The sequence below is a fragment of the Streptomyces sp. YIM 130001 genome (assembly GCF_003574445.1).
Classification (GTDB): Bacteria; Actinomycetota; Actinomycetes; order Streptomycetales; family Streptomycetaceae; genus Streptomyces.
In genome coordinates, this window is the sequence record NZ_KZ984561.1 from 20,913 (window position 1) to 41,583 (window position 20,671).

Here is a 20,671-nt window from a genome sequence, read left to right on the forward strand (position 1 = left end):
ACGGGTGGCGGGGCGATCGTGTGAACAGCCGGTTCCGGAAGCCGACTTCGATCGCTTACCGGCCCCTACCTCGTTATTCAGTGCCCGAAGAATTGGAGGACTCCCTCATCCGCAAGAAGGCCTTGCCGCCGGCGCGGTCGCGATGGCCGGTCTGGGAGCCTGCAGTGCTTCGGCCCACGGCGACCCGGGCGCCGTGCTCATCAACGGCGATGTGGCCGACATGGACAAGCTCTGTGTCCCGATCGCCCAGTGGCACTGGAACGGGCCGCTGAACACCCTCAGCGACGCAGCGCCGAACGAGTGCATCATCGGCGACGACACCCTGTCCTACTGACCTGCCGCCCCGCCCCGAATCTGCTACTGCGCGTCCGGGCCGCTGCCGGACCTTCCCGCAACACGGGACGTGCGCCGCTGCCTCGCCACGCGCACCGCCGAATAGACCGCCCCCGCCGCGCACAGCACGGTAGTCGCACTCGACAGCCACGCCAACGGGAGCATCCCTCCCCCGTCGAGATCGTCCACGCGCACCACCTCCTGCGGATCGCTCGCCCGGTAGCGGACGGCCCACTCGGTGCCGACGGAGTCCTTGCCTCCGGCACTGCCGATGGGAAGGCCTGCCTCCACCGTCCGCCCGCCCGCCTGGAACTCGATCCGGCAATGGCCGGCCATACAGGCACCGGCTTCAATCAGCGTGGCGTTGGCCCTAGTTCCGCCCCGGAGCGAGCGGAACTGCTCCGCCGCCGGATACAGCACCAGTACGGACAGTGCACCCAGAACCACGGCGAGAAACAGCGTCACCCACAAGGACACGCGCGGGGAGAGCGTGGTCGCAGGCATGGCCTGGTCATAGATGCTGGGGCCGCCTGCTCGCGATATGTCGTCCACGCGTCACACTCTCCGCTTCACAGGCAGGCCTTGAAGTGCTTCGTGCCCGCGCAGGCACGCGGCCCGCCGCCACCTCCGCTACCGCCGGACGACCCGCCCGACGTCACCGGCTCGTACACGGTGGCCCGGACGCGGCCGGTGTGCTTCTTGCCGTCGGCCTTCACCGTGTACGAGAAGACGTCGGAGCCCGCGAACCCGGCCTCGGGGGTGTAGACGACCGCACCGGCCTTCACCTTCGCCGTGCCGTGGTCCGGCCTGCCGACGCTGAGGAGCGTCACGTCCCGGTCCAGGTTCTCCACGTCGGAGGCGTCATCGACGTTCGTCAGGTGCACCGCGTCCTGCGGGTCGCCGTCGCCGGTCTGGCCCTGCTCGGTGGAGATCTCCATTACTCCGGCGGTGACCCGGTAGGCGGTGGGCGACTGCACGGGCGACGGCGGCGGCTCGGCCGACTCGATCCTCGGTGTGGGCGTCGGCGTGGGGGCTGCGGCGGCCGTGTCGAGCTTCGGCGGCTTGGGCAGGGGCGGGGGCTCGTAGGTGGCCACGGACACGGCGAGGCCGAGTGCGAGGACGCCCGCCCCGGTGCCGACGGCGATCTGGGTGGGCCGGTTCAGGCGGCGCCACTGTGCGGCGATGCGGCGTATGTCGACATTGGGGCGGGCCATGGTGCGGGGTGATCCTTCAGCTGTGCGAGTGGAGAGCGCACGGTAAAACGGCATTGCTGATCGAATCCACTCCGACCAGGGCATTTGTGCCGGTGATCACAGCCCGATACGCCCTGGCAGGTTCAGCTCGTACGGGGTGGTTGCACCGCGAGACGATCACGTGGAAGAGCTTCGACATCGACATCCAGGACACGCTCGACGACTCGACGTGTGAGTCGAGAGGCGGGGAGAAGTGGGCGTGCACGTCCAAGAAGAAAGTCAGCTCCATGTTCGGGAGGATGAAGGTCGTCTACACCCACGCTGACGGCCACACTCCCGACGGCCGGGCGGGCGGCGTCATCACTGCCTTCTACCTCGGAACCGACGGCTGCTTCGCTGCCCGTGACACAGTCGAAAACGCCCCGATGGACTGCTGAATGACACTCACCGAGCAGTACGCCGAGTACCTGGATACCTATCAGTGCACCGTGCGCGATCAGGTCGAGCACACCCTGACCAGTGACGCCCCGGGGGTGATCCAGAGTTTCGGCATCCGGGAGGATGAACGGGGCGTCTGGGCCGATATCGTGATCGAACTGCGCGGAGTGGACAAGCTGTACTGCCGCAGCACCCTCGTCATCGACGCCGCCTCGCACCCGCCGACGGATCCGGCCGGATTCGCCGCCACGTTGTTCTCCACGAACGGGAATGAGGAGGAATTGGTGATCACGAGACTGCGGAGGCAGTGGGTCGAGAACGATTAGCGCGGCTTGAATCGGGCATCGCGGCCTCCCCCGCCCGGCGGGAGGCCGCGACGCATTTCACGACGCCCCAGGGCCCGTACGGCAGTTGAACGGCCCCTTCCCGAGATGGCGCATCGGCAGCGCGCAGAAGTCCACGACCGCGCCCGATGACGCCCCCACCGTCAACCCCCTGTGCTTCGCCTGACTTTCCCCTACCCCTGCAAACAGTAGGCTCTGAACTGCGTCAACTCTGCGCCTCTTTCGGCTACTTCGGCGGTGGACCATACGAGACTCCCCCGGCTCGATCATCGGTGCATCCGCGCCACGAGCCACCTCAGGAGGTGCGATGTCCTGCTCGGCCCATCACCTGTCGGCCTTCCTGCCGATACTGCTTGTGCTCGGCACGTTCCTTGGTGTCGTTCTGCCTGCCGTCTGGTCCACCCAACCGACTCGGCGGCACGCCGCAGCGCAGGTCCTGGCCCAACTCCTCGCCGCCTTGCGACCGCACACCGCCTTGATCCATTCGGCTCTGCCCCCGCAGATCCACACCTCTATGCGACGGATTGACCAGTGCTGTACCGACGACGGACAGGCACCACACCGCACCTGCCCGGTCCACCACACACCGCCATGCCTCTGTCGGTCCGGCCTCGCTGGCCCCGTCCGCTGATGTCACCCTGTTGCGCACCCGGGCCAAGCCGGTGAGCATCGGCAGCGACGCCATGCGTGAGGTGGGGTATGTGCATGGTGGATCCCGACTGACCTGGCAGAGGCCAGTGCCACTACTGGAGTGGCCGTGAGCGCAACCGAGGCCGGCTGCCTCACGGCCACCAGAGCCCTTTCACCGTTAAAGAGAATGGTGGCCGCGTCGATGTTCGAGGTGGCGTCGAAGTCGAACGCCCAAAGCGACTTCTCCCGCGGGAAGCCAGCCGCCTTGATCCGTCGTTCTGAGCATCGCCGGGCCCGGTCGTCGCACCGGTCATCAGCAACTCGGCGAGACAGCCCCGGTAGGTCATCGCGTCCGTGACCGCACGGTCGGCGATGTCGGTGAACTCCTTGCGGAGCGACGGCAGTCTAAGCAAACGGCAGGCGGTGTCGATCGCGGCGTCGGCGGCCTGCTCGGTCAAGCCTCGCTGGCGGGGCAGGGTCACTGAGCTTCTCCCTCACGTTGGTCGGCACCGCTGGTGCGACGGCTTCGGAGCATTTGGTCATAGGAGGCGCCGACGGCAGAGGTCTCGTGTCCGGCGGAAGGTGTGCCAGCCGCCACTCCTGCAGGGATGTGACAGTTGTCGGGCCTGCCCAGAAACCGGCGGGATAGGTGTGCCGTCGGTTGGCTCGTCCTCTGACTGGGCGCCCTTGCGGGCCTCCAGGGCGACCGCGTCGGCGGTCAGGGCGCTGGCCTGAAGCGCGGTGACCAGGCCCGCGACCACATGTTCGACGGCGAGGTGCCGGTTCAGCAGCAGGAACTCGATCAACGCCCGGGTGCAGTCCCGCTCGCCGTGAACCTTGCGGGCCTGGGCCCACCAGGCGTCATGGACCGGGGTGAACTTGCCCGCTGAAGTTGCGACCCCTCGAGGGGCGATGAGGGCGGCGTTCGACCCGGCGCTGCCCGGCTCGTGGCTGGTGTTGTGCCACACGCCAACTCCTCCTCGACCACGCCGACGACAAACGCCGCCGCATCGAGAAGGCCTCCGACCAGGCCCGCGCCCGCCACGGCGACCACGCAGTACGGCCCGGCACACTGGCTCAACCGCATCGGGGCTGAGCCCGCTCCAACGCGAGCTGTCCATCGACATTGTTGGATAGCTCAGCACTCCGAAAGCTCGGGCTGAGTGTGGCGTTCGCTCGGGCAGCGGAGTAGGGAGCCTTGGTGAGCGTTGCGGTCGGCATGAGCTTCGGCGCCGATATTCTGCACGACGTGATCAATTCATACGTGGGGCTTGACGATGCTGGGGTCGCGATAACTGCGGCACGTGCCGGCGCGGACGTCGTGCACAACATGTACGGCCAGCGGTTCACCCACATCGACAAGGGCGCTGGGGACTTCGCCACCGCCGCCGATGTCGAGGCCGAGAAGGCGATCCTCGGCGTCATCCGTGCCGCTCGACCCGATGATGCGGTGCTCGGCGAGGAGAGCGGGCATCAGGGTGCCGCCGAGGCTGAGCGTCAGTGGTTGGTGGATCCTTTGTGCGGCACGCTGAACTATGCCGTCGGCAACATGCTGGTGGCCGTCAACGTGGCGCTGCGTGACGGGGCGGCAGCCGTGGCCGACCCGTTCAGCGGCGAAGTCTTCTTCACCGACGGTGAGACCGCCTGGGTGAAGCACGTGGGGGCCGATGCGCAATTGGCCCCCACGTCCGCGACCCAGCTGGTGGATGTCAACCTGGACCCGCCGTTCCCGAGCGCTCCCGGCTTCCGGGCCGTGGATCTGCTGGCCCACTCCGGGTTCGTTGAGCGGTTCCGACCGCGAGTCGTGTCCACGACGCTGGCGTTGGCCTGGGTCGCTGCAGGCAAGCGCGCGGCGTACGTCACCGACGGCGGTGACCTGTCCGGGAGCGTGCATTTCGCCGCCGGCATCGCTCTGTGCCAGGCCGCTGGCTGTGTAGTCACCGGAATCGATGGCGCCCCGATTGGGCAGGAAGGCCGCGGACTTGTCGTGGCCGCCGACGCCGAGACCCACGGCCTGCTGATGTCGATGATCCGCAGCCGAAGTCAGGACTACACCTGAGCAATCGTCCGAGCGCTGGCCTCAAAGCGCGATCGGGACGCAGTCCCACCTTACGGGGGTGCTCAACTGTCCGGCAGGCGTCGGTTCTGGACACGAAGGACGAGACGCCAGACACCGTCCCCGCCGCCTCGGCCTCGAAGCCGGTCTCGTGGATCGTCCTCGCCGCCGCAGCGCTGTCCTCCACCGCTCTCATACTCGCCCTGTCTGATGCGGCTCCCTCCTCACCGGTTCAGGCGGCGAAGCCGATGTTGGTGCACTACTCGTAGGCGCCGTAGTCGGAGCCGAGGTCGGGCAAGACGCCGTCGGTCCATGCGTCGTCGAGGCCCCGGTTGTTGCCTCCGGCCCAGACGTCGACGATCGAGTCTCGGCGGCGGACGTTCATGGTGCGGTAGGGCAGCACGCACTCGTGGGGCGGTTGCCCTGGGACTGGTTGAGCGGGTGGATCTCGACGCGGGCGCCGCGGCCGTCGCGGTTGAGGCGTTTGAGGAGGTGACGGGCAACGTTGTGGCGGCGCACGGTGCGGTAGGTCTACTCGATGCGGGCGAGGTTCTTCTTCGACGGGGAGCGTTTACCGTCGAGCCAGGCCTTCAGGGTGCGGTCGGTGACGGTGAGGCCGGCGTCGCGGGCGGCTGTGCGGGCGTGGTCGGTGCGGGTGAGGTAGTTCAGCCGCGCCATCAGGCCGCGCTTGTGCGGTGACGGGGGTGGCGACGCCGCCCGCGAGGTCGTCGAGGCAAAGAGCGACGAGATCGGCGCCCTTGGCGCCGCGGGCACCGAACTTGCCGAAATCCAGGTTCCTGTCGGGCATCTACCGATCCTGTTGTGGGGACGGGTCGGTTCCCGCGGTGTAGGAGTCTTTGACCTTGACCTCACTGACGCCGCGGCCTTCGGGGAACACGTCACGCCAGGCGCCGATGAGGTGGAGTTCGTCGGTGCCCATCGCGCGGACGACCGTGAGGCCTGCTTCGTGGGCCTTGACCCACACTCAGGCCCTTCTGTGACTCGCCCGACACCGCATCAGCGTCCTCTTCGCCATGCTCCGCGACGGCACCTTCTACGAACACCGAATCCTCGCACCGCTTGACGAAGAACATAGGGGCCCCACAAGTGGAATTGACGCCTCACCAGTAGCGCGCTTTGCGCCGACCGGTGTGCCCCAGCGGGCGCACGCGGATGGCCTTGCGGCATGGGACCTGGTGGTCGTCGACGAGGCGCACGATGCGATGTCACCGCTTGATACGACCGCGGACGGCGAGGACAGCGAGACCGAGCAGCACCGGCTCGCCGATACGGGAGAGCATCTCCGTGTAGGTACCCCTGGTGGTTAGTTCCTGGCCGGAGGAGCGGAATACCACCGAGTTGATGACGACTTGCAGCGACTTCTCGAACCGCCCGGCCGAAAGGCGCTCCCGGTAAGGCCCGTCGGGGTTGACCGGGTTGGCTGTGTCGGTCGTCATCGAGATGCGCTGTCCGTCGACCGTGCCAGTGCTCTCTGGCTTCGGATCGTCCTTCGGCAGGCCCCACAGCATCATCGCGAGCACCGTGGCGGTCATGGCCAGCAGCAGCCAGCCCAAGGCACGCGAGGCGCGCAGACCATAGCCGGAGATCGCCCAGTATGCGGCGAGTAGGCTCCGCTCGGCCCAGGGAATGTCGTCGGCGTGGCGGCGCATCTCCATCTCGCCGTAGTAGAAGTCGGCGGCTCCGGGCTCGTGCTTGCCGTCTTCGAAAGTCTTCCGCAGCTGCCGGTACACCGGTGCCAGCGTGGTCGGCTCCAGCACTTCCACCGTCTCAGGCGCGGATGTCCAGCCGCCGGCGGTGGTGCCACGGGCCGCCCGCCAGTGCTGCTCCTCGGCCAGCGTCCGGCGCCGCGTCCATCGCAGCGGCACCCAGTTACGCCAACGCACCCCGGAGGGTGTGAGAGGTAGGAGATATCGTCCCTCCAGCCGCAGTTGGTCGAGGTGGGTGGTCCCGGCGAAGAGGCAGTCGGTGAGGTCAACGTTGATGAGCGTCAGGTGTGCTGCGTCCGCCCCTCGCAATGACGCCACCCGCGCGCGAGCGTCCGGTAGTTCTGGTTCGGCCACCGGGCCCCGTACCGTGAAGAACGGCCGGGAGTGGGCGACGATGCTCACTGGGTGTTCCATGACCGCGTCACTTAAATCGACGGTGGCATACCGCAGCCGCAGCGATGCGGTAGAGGCCCAGCGCGTCCGTTCGCACCGCAAGACCGCGGTGGCCGCCTCAATGGTCAGGGCGCTCTCGAAAGTTGCCTGGGTGAAGTCCAATGTCCCATGGCACGTCAGCGGCCCCACTGCCCGAGCACGTTCCAGCTCCGATTCGCCTAAGTCGACGTCGCCGACTATTTCCGCTCCATGGAACCGGAACTCGCCGCCAAACTTCACGGCTCGGAACCAGGCGTTGCCACCGATCTTCACCGACGCGAACCCGGCATCGAGGCGTATTTCCGCCCTATCAAACTGGACGTTACCGCTGATCTGCGTCCCACTGAACCAGGCGTCTTTGCCGAACTCTGCCCATGTGAACGAGGCGTCGCCACCGAACTCTGCCCGGTCGAACCGGGCACTGCTGCCAAACTGCGCTAAGTCGAATCTCGCATCGCCCTCGAACTGCGCCTCCTGGAACCAGGTCTCTCCCAGTTGGGGGCGGTTGCTGATCGGGTCTTTGAGTGTGGAGAGCAGCTCATCCAGCAATTCCGTGGTCAACCGGGTTCCGCGGTGGTCGATGTCGGCTCCGGGCTGGAGGCCAGCCAAGTAGACGGCACGATCAGTGTCCGTGAGGTGGGCAAGGCATTCGGCATACGGATCGACCCGGCGGCCACGACAGCCGAACGAGTCGTCAGACGCGGCACCCTGCCTGCAATGCGGCCAGCCGGGCGTGCTGGAGGCGGCCATACGGCATCCTTCCTACGTGGTGACTCACAGCGTGCCAGGCGCCACTGACCGACCGTCATCGCGGGAAGCATCGGACGCGGCCGCAGAAGGGGACGCGCACATCGGCCCGGCCCCCCATACCGTGCGACCTGTGTACGCAGATCACTGATGACGAAAACGCCGAGACGGGAGACGAAGCTGCTTGCGCCAGCTGTACACGGTGCCCTGTGACACTCCTAGGACACCTTTCATTCGGATCATCTGATCGTTGGCTCGAGTGGCTTTAACTGACAAACAGTGGCAGCGGGTTGAGCCGTTGCTTCCGGTCGTCCGGTCCCGCCTTCCGCACCCTGGAACGGCCGTGCGGCTGCAGCGGCACCATCAACATCCACGCCACCACGCGTCGCCCACTGCAATGGCTGCGGGCCTCTGAACGAAGGGCGGGTTGTTGGTCGCCTAAGGGTTGTCCTGTAAATGATCTTCGGCGTGGCCAGGGTGCGTCCGGCCGCCGTGGGGCCCGTCGTCTATCCGGCGAGGTTGAGGTTGTGCAGGCGGGCGATGCCGAGCATGGCGTGATGGACGCCGTCACCCTTGAGTCGGCGATCGCGCAGGATCTTCCAGCACTTCATGCGGGCGAAGACGTGCTCGACGCGGGCGCGGACCTGTTTATGGGAGGTGTTGTGCGTCTTCTGTCAGTCGGCCAGTTCTTCGCCCTTACGGCGGCAGTGCGGCATGATCAGGTCGGTGCCCGGATAGCCGCCGTCCGCAATGGTCATCGTCTTGCCGACGGCGTCCTTCGCGCCGGATTCCTCCCACGCCTTGCTGTCGTTGCGGTTTCCGGGCAGTGGCCGGCCGACGACCACGACGAGCCGAGTGTCGGCATCGATGACGACCTGGTGGCTGGTGGCTGGTGGCTGGTGGCTGGTGGCTGGTGGAGTAGCGGTAGTTCTTCGACTGCTCGGCCACCGTGTGGTCGCGGGTGGGTACCAGGGTGCCGTCCACGATCAGCACGGTGTCCTTCGCGAACCGCTGCCTCGGCCGGAGCGCCAGCATCGGACCGATGTGGTCGATGATCCGGTCGGCGGCGGACTTTGAGACGCCGAACAGCGGGGCGAGTTGGCGCAGCGTCAGGTTGGTGCGCCAGTACGCCGCGACCAGCAGTACCCGGTCCTCCAATGGCAGGATCCACGGCCGTCCACGCCGTGGCTCGTCCGAGTCCTCACGTCGCACTACGGTCATCAACTTGGCGAAGCTGCACGGACTCAGCCCGGTGAACGGGGCTATCCAGGACGGCTCTGACGCCGTGATCACACCAGTCACCTGAAGATCATGTCAGGGGCGTGCAGCCGGCACCGCGCCCGCGTTACGTTCGCGGGATGCAGCAGCCTCCGGAACAGGTCCCCGCACTCCTCGATGGCCCGGCCGCCGACGTCTCCGACGCCCATGAACTGCTCCTCGGCTACCTGGAGTGGTATCGCGAGGCCCTGATGCGCAAGCTCGACGGACTCTCCGACGACCAACTGCGCACGCCCGTCGAACCGCTCGGCTGGTCGCCGCTCGGCCTGGTACAGCACCTCGGCCGGGTTGAACGCCGATGGGTGCGCTGGGGGTTCGGCGCCCAGGACGTCGTCGCCTATCCACCCGGCGGAGATGCCGAGGAGTGGACGGTCGCCGCCAACACCTCGACCGTCCAGGTCATCGCCGACTACCAAGCAGAAGTGGCCGTTGCGGGCTCGCTGACGGCACCTGCCCTGTTGAGCGACAAGGCACGTCTCGGAGGCCGCTTCAAGACACCCGACCAAGCCCCCTCGCTCGGACGGATCCTCTTTCACCTGCTTCAGGAGTACGCCCGCCACGTCGGTCACCTCGACGTCGCGCGCGAGCTCATCGACGGCCAGACCGGCGAGTGAGTCACCTGTGACTGCTGAGGCACTGCAGGACAACCCTTAGGGGGAACCTCCCTGGGCGCGGTCTTCGGTGACACCTGCTTCTGGGAAAGAAAGCGCCAACAGAAGCTGTTCGGAGACCCCTGACAGCCCAACGCCGGTGCGCCGAGAACGTGCAACACTCGCGTCCCCGGACCACCGCACGCCGGAGGATCGGGCCGCACGCCATGGAGCCGGTCGGTGGCTGCGCCCTTGCCGGTACGGCCGGCCGGCAGCCCCGGTGGCGTCGATTCCCTGCCCTGCGGCGACCAGCCGTTGAGTCAGTTCGTCAGCGTTGATCGTGTCGCGTGGTGGTGGCTCGGAGCAGTGCGCGTCCCAACCAGTGGCCGGTGGCTGCTTGCAGCAGGGCGACCAGGAGTGTCAGCGCAATGGTCACGGCCGCCGAGGCGGGTAGCCCGGCGAGGCCGGCCGTCGTGCGTGCGGTGCCGCCGATCGTGTCCCCCGCGAGCGCGCGGATGACCAGCAGTACGCCCCAGGGCACCGGTCCCAGCACGACCGGCAGCATGGCGGCGCGCAGGAGGCCTGGCCGACGCCATGCGCTGAAAGCTCCAGCGACGAGGCCGGCGACGAACGGCAGATACCAGAACTCCACCCACGCACCGAGCCCTACAACCACCACAGCCGACACAACAAGAACCGGTGCGGGCAGCGGTAGCTTTCCGGTTCCTCGTTGTGCGGTGGGTGCCGTGTCCGGGGTGATCTGGTCGGGTGGTTCCACGGCGGTGTCGGTGGCGGTCATGTCACTCTCCTGCTCGAAGGGACCAGGTTGCCGTGGCGTTCGCCTTGCCGTCCGGCGGTGGCAAGGGCAGGTATTTCTTCTCTCTCCAGGGCGTGACGAGGTTGTCGTACCAGGTGGAGGTGGGGGTGTCGCTCTGTCCGCCGGGGTAGATCGCGAGTGCTCGGCGGGTGCTCGGTCCGGTCCAGTGGACGATGAGGCGGAAGCTCGGGCCGAAGGTCGAATTCAGTTCGCCGCCTGCCGCGTTCACGGTCCAGGGGTTGCCTCCGTCGGCGTAGGGCTCGTATCCGAGTCCGGGGGCTTCGGTGATGGAGGGGATCTCTCGGGTGTGTAGTTTTCCCCAGGTCCAGGCGGAAGGGCGTGTGCCGAGCTTGTCGGTCAACTCGGCCACGGCCGTGCGGAATGCGGTCCGCATGGCTTGCGGGGCGGCGCGGTGCGCGGCGCCCGGTGGGGTGAAGGCCGCGTTGTCCGGGTCGTCGAGTGTGTAGTGCTGGAGCATCTCGCGCAGTGGGATGGGTGAGCGTTCGAGGTCGAGGATCCAGCGGTCCTTGCTCTCGGGGACCTTCTTCTCGTCCCACCACGGCTGGAAGACCTCATGAAGGTAGGAGTCCAGGAACGTCCACCACACGGAGGCGGCGGGTGAGTCGCTGTCCATCGAGTGGTCCCACTTGGTGAGCAGGTCGCGCGCGGCACGTTGCCGGTCGGTGAGTTTCGTGCCGTCGAGCGCGGTGAGGAGCTCGGGTACGAGTTGTGCGGCCAGGTCGTCGGTGACGTTGTTCTGAAGTGCGGTGTAGTCCTCGGGCTTGAGGGCGTCCCGGTCGGTGTGGAACTGCTCGATCACCGTTTGCCGGTAGCCGGGGTCGAAGTTCATGGAGGTGCCGAGGAAGTACGGGTAGTCCGGGCCGGCGGGGCGTTGGTTGGTCGAGGCGACGAGGTGGCTGGGTGGGTCGTAGCTCTGGGGCAGCGCCTCGTAGGGGATGGTGCCCACGACGTCTTCGTGTCCGGTGCCGGAGAGGGGCAGCCACGGCTGGGAGCCCTTGGGTGTCTGGGGGACGTCGCCGGCGAGGAGGGTGCCGATGTGCCCCTTGTCGTCGGCGTACACGAAGTTCAGTGCCGGGGCCTTCCAGCCGCGCAGTGCCTTGCGGAAGGAGGTGTAGTCGTGTGCTCGGTTGGCTTTGAGCAGTGCGTCCAGGTCGTTGTGTGCGAAGTTGCCCATCCAGTTGACCGAGACCTGTTGGCCGAGCACTTTCATCATCGGTCCGTGCACGGTGAGTTCGGTGGTGTGGTCGACTGTCGGGCCGCCTCGTACCGGGATGGTGTAGTGCGCCTTCTTCATCGGCCGCCAGGCGCCCTTCCAGTAGTAGGAGTCGGGCCGGGTGGGCGAGAGCTGCTCTTCGTAGTAGAGCGTGCCGACGGTCTGGGCGTTGGTCAGGGACCAGGAGATGTGTTCGTTGTGGCCGACGAGTATCCCGGGTATGCCGGGCAGGGAGCCGCCTGTGACCTGGTAGCCGGGCGAGCGCAGGGACACCTGGAACCAGTACGAGGGCAGTGTGGTCTGCAGGTGTGGGTCACCGGCCAGCATCGCGCCGCCTTTGGCCACGTTCGGGCCGTTCGCAGCCCAGGCGTTGCTGTTGAAGTCGAGTTGCCGCACGGAGTCGGGCAGGGCGGTGTCCTCGCGTGCGGGTGTGTGTGGCGTGGTCTGTGGGGCCGGGGAGGTGGATGTGCTCGCCGGGTCGGCCGCGTTGGCGTTCTGTGCGGTCAGGGGTGTCGGCGGCTCGTGCTGGTAGGGGCCGGGGTCGTAGGGGCGCTGGGAGGTGGCGGTCGGCGCCTGTACGGGGAACCAGTCCTTTGTCAGTTTCGGTCCGAGGGAGCGTTGCAGGAGTTTGTAGTCGATCGGGATGGTGTTGAAGTTCATCTGCTGGGTGAGCACGCCCTGTACGACGAGGGTGTCGGTCGGCGTCCAAGGCTTTGGCCGTACTCCGGTGAGTCCGTAGATCGTCGGCCATTCGCCGGTCTTCTCAAGCCTGCTCATCCAGGAGTTGATGCCCGAGGCGTACGCGGTCATCGCCTGGCCCGCTGCGCTGTCCGGCGCGGTGGCGTCCCATCGGGCGCGGGCGGTGCGCAGCAGTCCGAGGCTCAGTTCGAACTTGTCGCTCTTGACTCCGGCCGCTCCGATCAGTTCCGACAGGCGGCCCTGCCCCATCCTGCGCTGGAGGTCGAGTTGGGTGAACCGCAGCCGGGCGGTGACGTATCCCTGGGCGAGGAAGAGGTCGTGGTCGCTCTCGGCTTCGATGGATGCGTATCCCTCGGCGGTGAAGGACACCTTCACGGGTTTGTCGAGGTCGGGGAGTGTCAGGGACTCGGATCGGATGGTGGTCTGTGCTGCGGCGGATGCCCACGCTCCTCCGCCCGGCACGAGTGCTTTGCCGAGTGCGGGCACGGGGCCGTAGCCGACGCCGAGCAGCAGGAGCACGGCGAGGGCGACCGCGGCCGAGAAGACCAGGTGGATCGCGCGACTGACCTTGCTTGCCATCGTGTCCTCGTCTTCGCAGGGGGCTCCGCCGGGGAAGTTTTGCCGTGCTCGGCGGTACCTGTGGGTCGGGAAGGTGTGTCAAGTTCTTCGCGGCCGATGGGCCGCGCGGTGTGTGTCAGGTCCGGTGTTCGCCGTCCGTTTCCATGGCGAGGAGTGCGGAGACCTCTTCGTCGGAGAGTTCGGACAGCCATCCGAGTACGTCGTCCACCTCGTTGCTGCCGGCCTGGGTGAGCTGTCTGCTCTGTACCAGGGTGGACAGTCGCTCGACGGTCAGTGAGCCGCTGAGCAGTTCTCCGGCGGCCAGGGTGACTCCGAACGCGTCGCGCACGCGCATGGCGACGCGGGTGGCCATGAGGGAGTGCCCACCGAGTCGGAAGAAGTCGGCCGTGACTGATGGCACGGGTACGCCCAGTACATCGCTCCAGATGGCGGTCATCCGGTGTTCCACGGGGTTGCGGGGTGCGATGGTGTCCTGCGGTGTCTCCGCGGGCGGGACCGGGTCGGGCAGCGCCGCGCGGTCGAGCTTGCCGTGTGGGCCTACCGGGAGCTCTGCCAGCACGGTCACCGCGTCCGGGACCAGGCCGGAGGGCAGGGACTGTTCGAGGTGGTCGCGCAGGGCGCCGGGTGAGGGGGGTTCTGCGCCTGTCGGCACGACCCAGGCCATCAGCCGTGGCTGGCCCGAGATGTCGGGTCGTGCTTCGACGACGGAGATGCGTACGAGCGGGTGACGGTTCAACACCGCCTCGATCTCGCCGGGTTCCACGCGCTGACCGCGGATCTTGAGCTGTCGGTCGAGTCGGCCCAGGTATTCGAAGGTGCCGTCGGGGTGCATGCGTGCCCGGTCGCCGGTCCGGTACAGGCGTGCGCCGTGATGGTAGGGGTCGGGCACGAAGCGTTCGGCGGTCAGGCCGGGGCGGCCGAGGTAGCCGCGGGCCGGGGCTGTTCCGCCGATGTAGAGCTCTCCGGGGACGAGCGGCGGGGCGATGCCGCCGGACGAGTCGAAGACGTACAGGTGGGTGCCGGCGATCGCGCGGCCGATGGGGACGCGGATCGGTCGGGTCTTCGTGGGTGTGACGGGCTGGGCGGTGACGTCGATCGCGGCTTCGGTCGGCCCGTAGAGGTTGTGCAGTTCCGTGTCGGGCAGTACTTCGGCGCAGCGTTCGGCCAGGGCGGGGGACAGTTCTTCGCCGATGCATACGATTCGGCGCAGTGTCCGTGCGGCGTGTGCGGCGTCGGGGTCCTCGAGGAAGGTCTGCAGCATCGAGGGGACGAACTGGCAGCTGGTGACGGACTGTCGAGCGATCAGGTGGGCGAGGTAGTGGGGGTCGCGGTGGCCTTCCGGGCGGGCGATGACCACGGTGGCGCCGGCGACGAGTGGTCCGAGCAGTTCGAGTCCGGCCACGTCGAAGCTGACCGGGGTTTTGAGCAGGACTGCCTCGCCGGCGTTCAGTTCGTAGGCTCGCTGGAACCATACGAGTTGGTTCGCGAGGGCGGCGTGGGTGGTCATGACGGCTTTGGGTTCGCCTGTCGAGCCCGAGGTGAACAGTATGTTGGCGAGGTGGTCGGGCAGTGGTTGCGGGAGTTCGCAGGGCTGGGCGCCGCTTTCTCTCGGGTCGACCAGCACGGTTTTCTCGGGAGGGGTGAGGTCCGGCAGGGAGCCGATGAGTATCCGTGCTCCGGAGCGGCTGATCTGTTGTGCGAGGCGGGCCGCCGGGTGGGCGGTGTCCAGGGGGAGGTAGGCGCCGCCGGCGAGCAGGACGGCGTATACCGCGATGATCAGCTCGGGTGACCGCGGCAGGCAGACGGCGACCGGTTCGTCGCGGTCCACGCCGAGTTCGTGCAGTCGGGCCGCGAGTTCGCGTGCCCGTGTGGTGAGGTCTCCGTAGGCGAGGGAGCCTCCGTCCCAGGACACGGCTGGTGCTTCGGGGGCCGCTTGTGCGACGCGCTCGATGATCTGGTGGACCAGCCCGTCGCCGAGTTCCGCCGGTCCTCCGTCGGTGACGGTCCGGGTGATCCGCTTGGCTTCGGCGGGTGTCAGGGCGGGCAGGCCGGCGACTGCGGTGGCCGGTTCGGTGAGCGCCGCGTCGAGGAGGGTGGGCAGTCCGGCCAGGAGGGCGGCGACGGTCTGTTCCTCGAACAGGTCGGCCGCGTAGACGGCGTGGCCGCTCAGTGAGCCGTCGTCCTGTGGGACGAGGTGGACGGACAGTTCGAACTGGGCGCCGGGTGTGGGCAGTTCAAACGGTTCGGCGCGCACTCCCCGGGCTTCCCAGGGGGCGACGGGGAGGGCTTGGAGGGCGAGGAGGGCTCGTGCCAGTGGGGCGCGGCCGTCGGTGGGCCGTTCGGCGGCCGCGCGGACTATCTCGTCGTACGGCGGCTGCTCGTTGCCGTAGACCGCGAGGCATTGGGTCCGCACCTCGTCGATGACGGTGTGGAAGTCGGCCGAGGCTGTTCGTACGCGCAGCGGCAGTGTGTCGGCGAGCATGCCGATGGCGGTTTCGGCGCCGGGCTGGTCTCGTCGCGCGGCCACGGTGGCGACCACCACGTCGTCCTGGCCGCTCCACCGGCTGAGGAGCATGCCGAAGGCGGCCATGAGGACCATGAAGGGGGTGGCTCCCCGGTCCGCGGCGAGCGTCCTTATCCGTTCGGCGAGATCGGCTGGTATCTCCACGGGCAGGGAGGCGCCGTGCCAGGAGGGGGTGGCCGGAACGGGGTGGTCGGTGGGCAGTTCCAGTGTCTGTGCCCCCTGGAGCCGGTCTCGCCATGCGGCGAGGGTCTCGTCGCTCCAGGGTTGTCGGGCGGGGACGGCTGTCGGCAGGTGCTCGACCGTTCCGCCGTCCCGGTAGGCGTTGCCGAGCCGCTGGAGCAGCAGGCCGAGCGACCAGCCGTCGAGTACGGCGTGGTGGGCTGCGACGGCGAGCACCCAGTCCTGCGGTCCTTGCTGCAGCAGGAGCAGGCGTACGAGCGGGCCTGCGGTGAAGTCGAACGGTTCGGCGGCCAGTGCGCGCAGTTCCCCGGCCACGCTGTCTTCGCCGGAGGTCCGCAGGTCGCGGGAGGGGAGTTGGAACATGTCTGCGGTGGGGCGGACGGATGTGGTCAGTGTCCCGTCCGGTCCGGTCCGGAACACGGTGCGCAGGAGGGGGACTTCGTCGAAGAGTCCGGTGAGGCAGCGCTGAAGGAGTTGCGGGTCGAGCGGGCCGTGCAGCCGCAGTCCGCCGGCGACGTGGTAGGCGTCGCCGGCGCCCATGTGGTCGAGCAGCCACATGCGTTCCTGGTCGGGAGTGACGGCGGTGGGGTCCGCGGTCGTGGTCTCGGGCGGGTGCGCGGGCACGTTCGCCGGCAGTGCGGCGAGGTCGAGGAGGGTGAGGCCGTCCAGGAACCGGGTGAGTGGGACGTCCACGCCGCGTGTTTCGCGCAGGGCCGTCCTGAGGCGGGCGGCGCCCAGCGAGCCGAGTCGTTGTCCGATGAGCGGTGTGTCGACGACGAGCGCCGCGGGGTCGATCTCCAGTTCGGCTGCGACGAGTTCGGCGAGCTCGGCGGGGATCGTCCCGGTTCCCTGGGCGGGTTTGTGGGCCGGTCCTGTTGTGCCTACCGGCTGGAGTGTTCCGGCGAGCCAGCGTGTGCGGCATTCCGAGCGCCTGACCTTGCCGCTGCTGGTTCGTGGGATCTTGCCGGTGCGGACGAGGACGACGTCGGCGAGGGCGAGTCCGTGTTCGGCCGCCACGGCTTCGCGTACGGCTGCGACGACGAGGGGTCCGTCTTGTTCCCTGAAGCCGCGGACCACTTCGTGTACGAGGACGACCTGTTCGGAGGTTCCGTTGTCGACGGACAGCGCCGCGCTTCGGCCCGGGTGCAGGAGCGGGTGGGCGCGCTCGGCGGTCGTCTCGATGTCCGGCGGGTAGAGGTTGCGGCCCCGCACGATGATCAGGTCCTTGATCCGGCCGTTCACGTACAGCTCGGTGCCGTGTGTGAAGCCGAGGTCTCCGGTGCGCAGGAAGGTGCGTTGCGGGTGTCCGTCGGCCACGCCCGCGAAGGTCTGGGCTGTCCGCTCGGGCCGGTTCCAGTAGCCGTGGGCGACGGTGGGGCCGCTGACCCAGACCTCGCCGACGGTGCCCGGGGGCTGTGGTCGACCGGTGTCGGGGTCGACGATCAGTACGAGGTCGTGGTGGTGTGCCCAGCCGCAGCTGGTCAGTTCGACCGCGGGCTCGTCGGGTGCGGCCTCGACGGCCCGGCCCTGTTCCATGTCCGGCCGCCGCAGGCGCAGGACGGTGGGGTCGGTCGCCGGGTCCGCTCTGCCGGTGACGAACAAGGTGGCCTCGGCGAGGCCGTAGCACGGGTAGAACGCCGAGCGCCGGAAGCCGTTGTCGCGGAAGGCTTCGGCGAAGGCGTCCAAGGTGGTCGGCCGTACCGGCTCGGCGCCGACGAGAGCGTGCCGCAGTGCGGACAGGTCGAGGCCGTCGTGGTCCTTCGGCTTGGCGCGGCGCAGTACTTCGGCGTAGGCGAAGTCGGGGGCGGCGGTGACGGTGGCTCTGGTGCGGCTGAGTGCTCGCAGCCAGCGCATGGGCTGGTGGAGGAAGGTCATCGGTGGGAGCAGGGTGCAGGCGAAGCCTGCGTGCACCGGCTGCAGGATGCCGCCGATGAGGCCCATGTCGTGGTAGGGCGGCAGCCAGCTCACGGCGCGGCTGTTCTCGTCGAGGCCGAGTGCCTGTGCGGTCGTCGCCGCGTTGTGCACGAGGTTGGCGTGGCTGAGCATGACGCCTTTGGGTGTGCCGGTGGATCCCGACGTGTACTGGAGGAATGCCAGGTCGTCCGGGGCTGCCTGCGGGTCCTGCCAGTCCTCCGCCGCGGTGGCGGTGTCGTCGGTGGTGACCCACTCGAGGGGGGCGGGCAGGTCGAGGTGGTCGCGGCGCTCGTCGACGGCGGTGAGCGTGGCGGAGTCGGTCAGGGCGAGCGTGGCGCCGCAGTCGGCGGCGATGGCCCGTACCCGCTCGAGGCCGCCTGTGCCGAGTGGCGGGTAGACGGGGACGGCGACCGCTCCTGCGTACAGGCAGCCGAAGAACGCGGTCACGTAGTCGGGGCCGGGCTGGTGGAGGAGCAGGACCCGGTCGCCGCGGCCGGCACGCTGCTGGATCAGTGCGGCCACCGCTCTGGCGCCGCGGTCGAGTTCGGCGTAGTCGAGCGCGCGGATCTCGGTCTCGGAGAGTTCGAACTCCAGGGCCAGGCGGTGGGGGGTGTTCTCAGCCCGCCGGCGGAGCGTCTCGATGAAGGTCGGGTACACGTGAACTCCTCGAACGACGGTCGGTCAGCGGTAGCGGAGCATGAGGTCGTGGAAGCGGTCGGCACCGAAGCGCACGGCTTCGACGGGCACTCGCTCGTCGGCGGCGTGCATGGCGTCCTGGTAGCGGCTGCCGGCCGGGAGCAGCATCGGTACCCAGCCGTAGCAGGCGATGCCGAGTCCGGCGAAGAGCCGGGCGTCGGTGGACGCCGGGGTGATCATGGGCAGGGGCAGTCCGTCGGGGTCGGCGTCGCGCATCACGGAGGCGATGGTGTCGAAGAAGCCGCCGAAGGCCGGCGGGGGCATGGCGTCGCCTTCCAGCAGCAGTTCGAGTTCGCCGTCCGGTCCGATGAGTGTGCGCAGTTCCGTTTCGAAGTCCTCGACCGTCCAGTCGCCCGGCAGGATGCGTCCGTCGAAGTCCACGGAGAACTCGCTCGGCAGCATGTTGATCTTCTCGGGCGTGCGGATGATGGTCGTGTTGACGGTGTTGCGCAGTACGGAGTCCAGGTAGACGGCGTCGGCCTCGGGCAGCAGGTCGTAGGGGATCTGCGCGGTGCTGTCGGGATCGCGCAGGTCGCGCAGCCGGCCGGCGAGCGGTTCGTCGGCGGCAGCGGCGAGGGCGTCGAGCATGCGGTCGAGGGCGGGGGTCACATGCTTCGGCAGGCGGCCCTCCTCCAGGCGCCCGAGCAGGTGGGCGAGTTTGCTCATCGCGGTGCCGGACCAGCCCTGCCGCGAGGCGTGACCACCGCGTCCTCGACGTGAAAGGCGCATCCAGCAGGCGCGCTTCTCGGCGACCACGATGGGGTGCACACGGCCGGGCAGGCAGCTCAGTACCGCCCCGCCGTCCTCGCCCACTCCGTAGGCGATGCCGTCGAACAGGTCGGGGTGTTCCCTGACGAGATAGCCGGCGCCGACCTTGCTGCCTGCCTCCTCGTCGGGTGAGACGGCGAGGATGATGTCGCCCGCCGGCGCGGTGCCTTCGGCTCGCAACCGGTTCAGCGCGGAGACCATCATCGACAGGCTGCCCAGCATGTCGATGGCGCCACGGCCCCAGACGTGGCCGTCGATGATCCGCCCTTCGAAGGGCGGATGCGTCCAGTGCTGGCCGTCGGTGGGCACCACATCGGCGTGTGCGTGCAGCAGCAACGGAGGCGCGAGACCCGCTCCGCGTACGCGGGCGACCAGGTTCGGGCGTTCGGGATCGGATCCGAGCAGTCGTACGTCCGCGCCGGCGTTCTCCATGAGGGCGGCGACGTGACGGACACAGGCGCCTTCGTTCCCGGGTGGGTTGACTCCGCGGAACCTGATCATCTGCTGGAGCAGGGGCACCGGGTCGCTCATCGGGGTGTTCTCCTTGTCCGGGCGGGCGTGCGCGGTGGGCCGCGCCGTGCGGGTCACGGCCGTGCCGCGGCGGGTGCGGCGGCGCCGACGATCCGGGTGCCGCCTCGCCCGTCCAACGCGTCGGCGACGGTTTTGGGGTAGCGGCCGTCGGCGATCCGTACGTCCTCGACTCCGGCCTCCAACGCCTCGCGCGCCGCGGTGAGTTTGACGGTCATGCCGCCGCCGACCGCCGGGTCACGGCCGTCGTGCGTGCGGTACTCCGTGTGTACCGATCCCGGGTCGGAGCTGTCGGCGAGCACGCCCGGTGCGCCGGTGAGCAGTACCAGCCGCTGGGCACCCATCGCCGCGGCGACGCAGGCGGCGACCCGGTCGGCGTTGACGTTGACGGGCCGGCCGTCCTCGGCGAGTGCGGGCGGTGACAGTACGGGCACCATCCCGTCGGCCAGCAAGGTGTGCAGCAGCGGCGTCTTGACCGAGGAGATCCGGCCGCTGCGGTCGTCGCGGACCACCACGGTCCGGCCGTCGACGACGGAGCGCAGCGCGGTCTTGCGCCGGGCGCGCAGCAGGCCGGCGTCGAGTCCGGTCAGTCCGACGGCGGGCACGGCGAGACGAGCCAGTTCCAGCAGCAGCGCCGGTTTGGCCTTCCCGGCGAGTGCCAGGGTGAGGACTTCGAGTGTGGCCGGGTCGGTGCGCCGGCTGACGGTGCCGTCCGGTGCCACCAGTTCACCGAGCGGCACGCCGAGGCGGCCGGCCAGTTCGGTGACCATCGCGGATCCGCCGTGCACCAGGACGACCTGCCTGCCTTCGCGGACCAGGTCGGCCACACCGGCGCATACTGCCTCGGTCTGCACTTCTGCGGTGCCGCCGCACTTCACCACGGTCAGTCCCGTGCCCACGCGGTCTCCTTCCTGAGTGGATGTACCGGACGCTGTGCGCTTCGGTTGTGGCCGGTGCCGTCCGC

General features: G+C 68.6%; 14 protein-coding genes and 5 pseudogenes. 6 read left to right on the forward strand and 13 right to left on the reverse strand.

The genetic code is table 11. The features are described from left to right. Positions 1 to 142 precede the first annotated feature (142 nt). Positions 143 to 334, forward strand: coding sequence for a hypothetical protein (locus tag DSC45_RS23840; protein ID WP_119293983.1), 192 nt, complete (start codon positions 143 to 145; stop codon positions 332 to 334). 23 nt (positions 335 to 357) lie between these two features. Here the strand turns inward: DSC45_RS23840 and DSC45_RS23845 are convergent, their stop codons facing one another. Together DSC45_RS23845 and DSC45_RS23850 are read right to left on the reverse strand one after the other, a co-directional pair. Next, positions 358 to 885 (reverse strand): hypothetical protein, encoded by a 528-nt coding sequence (locus DSC45_RS23845; protein WP_240434807.1) that lies wholly within the window; start codon positions 883 to 885, stop codon positions 358 to 360. 17 nt (positions 886 to 902) lie between these two features. Beyond that, the gene (locus tag DSC45_RS23850; protein ID WP_119293984.1) at positions 903 to 1,547 is read right to left on the reverse strand and encodes an Ig-like domain-containing protein; all 645 of its coding nucleotides are present in this window, start codon (positions 1,545 to 1,547) and stop codon (positions 903 to 905) included. Positions 1,548 to 1,555: 8 nt separating this feature from the next. Between DSC45_RS23850 and DSC45_RS23855 the strand changes: the two genes are divergently transcribed. Both DSC45_RS23855 and DSC45_RS23860 read left to right on the forward strand, forming a co-directional pair. Further along, positions 1,556 to 1,963: a hypothetical protein gene (locus tag DSC45_RS23855; RefSeq protein ID WP_205571419.1), complete on the forward strand. Its 408-nt coding sequence runs from the start codon at positions 1,556 to 1,558 to the stop codon at positions 1,961 to 1,963. After that, the gene (locus DSC45_RS23860) at positions 1,964 to 2,290 is read left to right on the forward strand and encodes a hypothetical protein (RefSeq protein WP_119293986.1); all 327 of its coding nucleotides are present in this window, start codon (positions 1,964 to 1,966) and stop codon (positions 2,288 to 2,290) included. A gap of 834 nt (positions 2,291 to 3,124) precedes the next feature. Here the strand turns inward: DSC45_RS23860 and DSC45_RS36545 are convergent. Together DSC45_RS36545 and DSC45_RS23875 are read right to left on the reverse strand one after the other, a co-directional pair. Next, a pseudogene (locus DSC45_RS36545) lies at positions 3,125 to 3,420 on the reverse strand (ATP-binding protein); the annotation flags it as partial. Positions 3,421 to 3,477: 57 nt separating this feature from the next. After that, complete coding sequence (locus DSC45_RS23875) at positions 3,478 to 3,906, reverse strand: hypothetical protein (RefSeq protein ID WP_240434808.1); 429 nt, start codon at positions 3,904 to 3,906, stop codon at positions 3,478 to 3,480. 281 nt (positions 3,907 to 4,187) lie between these two features. Between DSC45_RS23875 and DSC45_RS23880 the strand changes: the two genes are divergently transcribed. After that, a complete protein-coding gene (locus DSC45_RS23880) occupies positions 4,188 to 4,997 on the forward strand; it encodes an inositol monophosphatase family protein (RefSeq protein ID WP_119294108.1) in 810 nt (269 codons plus the stop codon). 256 nt (positions 4,998 to 5,253) lie between these two features. On the opposite strand, the pseudogene DSC45_RS23885 reads toward DSC45_RS23880, so the two are convergent. Together DSC45_RS23885 and DSC45_RS23890 are read right to left on the reverse strand one after the other, a co-directional pair. Further along, a pseudogene (locus DSC45_RS23885) lies at positions 5,254 to 5,802 on the reverse strand (transcriptional regulator). Further along, positions 5,803 to 5,973 (reverse strand): annotated as a pseudogene (locus DSC45_RS23890) (transcriptional regulator); the annotation flags it as partial. It abuts the pseudogene before it with no gap. On the opposite strand from DSC45_RS23890, the pseudogene DSC45_RS36550 reads away from it, so the two are divergent. Continuing rightward, positions 5,972 to 6,322: pseudogene (locus DSC45_RS36550) on the forward strand (hypothetical protein); the annotation flags it as partial. The pseudogenes DSC45_RS23890 and DSC45_RS36550 overlap by 2 nt on opposite strands. Here the strand turns inward: DSC45_RS36550 and DSC45_RS23895 are convergent. Both DSC45_RS23895 and DSC45_RS23900 read right to left on the reverse strand, forming a co-directional pair. Then, positions 6,221 to 7,903 carry a pentapeptide repeat-containing protein gene (locus tag DSC45_RS23895; RefSeq protein WP_119293989.1) on the reverse strand — a complete coding sequence of 561 codons (1,683 nt, stop codon included), beginning with the start codon at positions 7,901 to 7,903 and terminating at the stop codon, positions 6,221 to 6,223. The pseudogene DSC45_RS36550 and the gene DSC45_RS23895 overlap by 102 nt on opposite strands. A 503-nt stretch (positions 7,904 to 8,406) precedes the next feature. Further along, positions 8,407 to 9,202 (reverse strand): annotated as a pseudogene (locus DSC45_RS23900) (transposase family protein). 56 nt (positions 9,203 to 9,258) lie between these two features. Between DSC45_RS23900 and DSC45_RS23905 the strand changes: the two are divergent. Then, positions 9,259 to 9,792: a DinB family protein gene (locus DSC45_RS23905; protein ID WP_119293990.1), complete on the forward strand. Its 534-nt coding sequence runs from the start codon at positions 9,259 to 9,261 to the stop codon at positions 9,790 to 9,792. A 304-nt stretch (positions 9,793 to 10,096) separates the two neighbouring features. Here DSC45_RS23905 and DSC45_RS23910 read toward each other — a convergent pair whose 3' ends face one another. From DSC45_RS23910 to argB, 5 genes are all read right to left on the reverse strand, one after another. Beyond that, the gene (locus DSC45_RS23910; RefSeq protein WP_119293991.1) at positions 10,097 to 10,567 is read right to left on the reverse strand and encodes a hypothetical protein; all 471 of its coding nucleotides are present in this window, start codon (positions 10,565 to 10,567) and stop codon (positions 10,097 to 10,099) included. A 1-nt stretch (position 10,568) separates the two neighbouring features. After that, a complete protein-coding gene (locus DSC45_RS23915) occupies positions 10,569 to 13,097 on the reverse strand; it encodes a penicillin acylase family protein (protein WP_119293992.1) in 2,529 nt (842 codons plus the stop codon). Positions 13,098 to 13,212: 115 nt separating this feature from the next. Then, on the reverse strand, positions 13,213 to 18,372 hold the full coding sequence (locus DSC45_RS23920) for a non-ribosomal peptide synthetase (RefSeq protein ID WP_119293993.1): 5,160 nt from the start codon (positions 18,370 to 18,372) through the stop codon (positions 13,213 to 13,215). Between the two features lie 24 nt (positions 18,373 to 18,396). Then, positions 18,397 to 19,710, reverse strand: a complete 1,314-nt coding sequence (locus tag DSC45_RS23925; protein WP_162929324.1) for a M20/M25/M40 family metallo-hydrolase — start codon at positions 19,708 to 19,710, stop codon at positions 18,397 to 18,399. A 53-nt stretch (positions 19,711 to 19,763) separates the two neighbouring features. Next, a complete protein-coding gene (argB, locus tag DSC45_RS23930; protein ID WP_240434809.1) occupies positions 19,764 to 20,606 on the reverse strand; it encodes an acetylglutamate kinase in 843 nt (280 codons plus the stop codon). Positions 20,607 to 20,671 lie beyond the last annotated feature (65 nt).

Coding starts and splice junctions, on each gene's coding strand:
- DSC45_RS23895 (WP_119293989.1), bottom strand. CDS start 7,903: ATGGCCGCCTCCAGCACGCCCGGCTGGCCGCATTGCAGGCAGGGTGCC.
- DSC45_RS23860 (WP_119293986.1), top strand. CDS start 1,964: ATGACACTCACCGAGCAGTACGCCGAGTACCTGGATACCTATCAGTGC.
- DSC45_RS23850 (WP_119293984.1), bottom strand. CDS start 1,547: ATGGCCCGCCCCAATGTCGACATACGCCGCATCGCCGCACAGTGGCGC.
- DSC45_RS23840 (WP_119293983.1), top strand. CDS start 143: ATGGCCGGTCTGGGAGCCTGCAGTGCTTCGGCCCACGGCGACCCGGGC.
- DSC45_RS23915 (WP_119293992.1), bottom strand. CDS start 13,097: ATGGCAAGCAAGGTCAGTCGCGCGATCCACCTGGTCTTCTCGGCCGCG.
- DSC45_RS23925 (WP_162929324.1), bottom strand. CDS start 19,710: ATGAGCGACCCGGTGCCCCTGCTCCAGCAGATGATCAGGTTCCGCGGA.
- DSC45_RS23905 (WP_119293990.1), top strand. CDS start 9,259: ATGCAGCAGCCTCCGGAACAGGTCCCCGCACTCCTCGATGGCCCGGCC.
- DSC45_RS23910 (WP_119293991.1), bottom strand. CDS start 10,567: ATGACCGCCACCGACACCGCCGTGGAACCACCCGACCAGATCACCCCG.